This window comes from Staphylococcus sp. EG-SA-14, from assembly GCF_017151935.1.
In the GTDB taxonomy this organism is placed as follows: Bacteria; Bacillota; Bacilli; order Staphylococcales; family Staphylococcaceae; genus Staphylococcus; species Staphylococcus aureus.
The window spans coordinates 1-2594 of record NZ_JACVZM010000044.1; the positions used below are offsets into that span (position 1 = coordinate 1).

Annotated in this window: 2 protein-coding genes and 3 pseudogenes; 1 reads left to right on the plus strand and 4 read right to left on the minus strand. The window is 27.5% G+C overall.

The genetic code is table 11. From position 1 onward, the window contains the following. Positions 1-127 precede the first annotated feature (127 nt). The 3 genes and pseudogenes from IDG63_RS14095 to IDG63_RS14100 form a co-directional block, all read right to left on the minus strand. Positions 128-808: pseudogene (locus IDG63_RS14095) on the minus strand (hypothetical protein); the annotation flags it as partial. Positions 809-837: 29 nt separating this feature from the next. Continuing rightward, positions 838-930: pseudogene (locus tag IDG63_RS15020) on the minus strand (LEM-3-like GIY-YIG domain-containing protein); the annotation flags it as partial. 39 nt (positions 931-969) lie between these two features. Continuing rightward, complete coding sequence (locus IDG63_RS14100; protein ID WP_000750311.1) at positions 970-1899, minus strand: helix-turn-helix transcriptional regulator; 930 nt, start codon at positions 1897-1899, stop codon at positions 970-972. An 80-nt stretch (positions 1900-1979) separates the two neighbouring features. Between IDG63_RS14100 and IDG63_RS14105 the strand changes: the two genes are divergently transcribed. Continuing rightward, positions 1980-2408, plus strand: coding sequence for a VOC family protein (locus tag IDG63_RS14105; protein WP_000671996.1), 429 nt, complete (start codon positions 1980-1982; stop codon positions 2406-2408). 59 nt (positions 2409-2467) lie between these two features. Here IDG63_RS14105 and IDG63_RS14110 read toward each other — a convergent pair. Beyond that, positions 2468-2594: pseudogene (locus tag IDG63_RS14110) on the minus strand (IS6 family transposase); the annotation flags it as partial.

The following is a 2594-nucleotide window of genomic DNA, read 5'->3' on the forward strand; positions in this document are numbered from 1 at the left end:
CAGTGTAAAATGTACTTGGGTCATGTAAAAGTCCTCCTGGGTATGTTTTTGTCGTTAAAAACATTGTACCGTAAAAGGACTGTTATATGGCCTTTTTACTTTTACACAATTATACGGACTTTATCTATTTTGCAACATCTACACCATACATTTTGTTCAATAATTTTAATTTGTTCGTGAAAGTTGTACCCTTGACACCTTGTTTCTCTTGTAAATGTCTTTTTTTATAAGTTATTTTAGGATTTTCTTTTACAAGATTGAAATAACTAGATACTTGATACTTATATTCAGATTTTTCTTTATTGTAGAGATAAATATCAATATGAACCTTAAACACCTCTTGAAAAGCTTGCTTTTTATTTTTAGAATCATTCATGAGTTGCTTTAAAGCATTATACAATTGATTTTTATCCTCTTCTAATATTTGATTTGAAAATTTGCATAAATACCATTCTTTAGTCACATCAATGTCATTTGTTCGCTCATTTAAGTAACAATGTTCTTGAATGCCTCGTTGAATACTACTTAATGATTCACTTTCAAACTGTATTTTTATGCCTTGACTATCCAATATTACTTTACCAAAATTAATCATAAACTGCTCATATGTACTAATAAAATCTTGTACCTCTCCTGCATATTCTGGTTGTAACAACGGTGATAATGGAATTTTATCTTCCATAGGCAAAATTTTAAACTTTTTGGTACACTCTTTTATATTATTTATAATTTGATCATCGATATGAACCGTATACTGCATATATGTAGTATTTTCAGTAGATTTTAGAGCTGTAATATTTTTATTCACTTAATTCACCTTCATTGACCCATCTTTATTTAATTATAACTATTTATGTATGCTGTAGCACTACCACTACCCAATTTTAAATTTGGTAATGCTTTTTTGTATAAATTTAAATTGTTTAATGTTGTCATCTTTTTGTTATTACAATTATGATTAAATTACTATTAATACATGTTTATTATTTTAGTTAATTCAACTTTAACAGCATTTTTCAAACTATTAGGGGTCTCTACTTTTACATTGACACCACCTGTGACAATTAACTTAGCTATAAAATCTATATCTTTCGCGTTCACTTTTGATTTAAATAAATATGTCTCTTCGTCAATATTTTCAATCATATAGTCACTCCACAGGTAGCCTTTCAAGATATTCAATCCCATAACATTGCTTCTAATAAGAATATCAATAGCTGTTTCATTTTTAACCATGAACTGTTGAAAATTCTGCATAGTTATATCATTACACTCTTGAGTCTCTCCCATTTCATATAGTTCTTTTATTTTCGAAATATTTAATAGATTCACTAACTTTGATTCTATATTAGCTACAACAAAATACCATTGATGATTTTTATACATAATGCCAATACCTTTATATTGTTCTTTAATATAGTTTTGTGAATAACAGGTTTCAAAAGACTTATTCTCAATTATCAATCTAATGATTTCATTAAATAACTTATAACTTTTGAACTGATACTTATCTTCATTAAAATATTGAAATAGATCATTATATTGGTTTATTAACTCTTTTTTATTCGAGTTATTATATAATTTTTTTAATATTTCTTGATATTCTGTTTGAAAAGGTAGATTACTCACATTTGAAATACTCGAAAGTGTAAATACTAAAGCTTTCAACTCTTCATCTGAGATTGCTATTTTCGTTTGGTCTCGATTACCTATGATCGTATAACCACCATTTTTCCCTGGATTACTATATAAAGGTACTCCTAATGCTTCAATTTCTTTTATATCCCTTAAAGCGGTACTACGAGAAATATTAAATTCTGACATTAAATCATTTAATTTGAAGTTCCTATTTTCATTACAATATTCAATCATATTATATAATCTAACAGATTTTTTCATTATTATTCTCCTTTTAGTGTCAATAGATGACACTAATTAAGTATATACTCTATTTATAACAAATCTAAGGAGGAAAAAACATGAAATTTCAAGTAAGTCCATATTTTTTAATCACTCAAAATGCAGAGGGTTTAAAAAAGTTGTATGAAGAGCTGTTTGGCGCTAAAACACTGTATATTCAACGTATTAAAGATAGACCTATAGATAAGAAACTTAATATTGACGAAAATGATTTAAATAAAATTGATCAATGTGTACTTCAATTTGGAGATATAAAAATTATGATCGCAGATGACACTGAAGGTTTGCCCATAACACAAGGTAATAATATATCTCTTTGTCTCACTTTTGACCAAGTAGAAGAAACTAAACATGTATATGACCAGTTAATAGAAAAAGGCAGTGAGGTATTGAAAACATTTAGTCCAGAATTCTATACTGAAGGTTATGGTTATGTAAGAGATCCTTATGGTATCTCTTTGCATTTATTTACAAAGAGAAAAAATTAGGTTCTGCTGCAAAGTTGAAAAATAAATGTCTAATCTCAATTTTAAAATAATACTTTGTGTTAACTTGCTAGCATGATGCTAATTTCGTGGCATGGCGAAAATCCGTAGATCTGAAGAGACCTGCGGTTCTTTTTATATAGAGCGTAAATACATTCAATACCTTTTAAAGTATTCTTTGCTGTATTG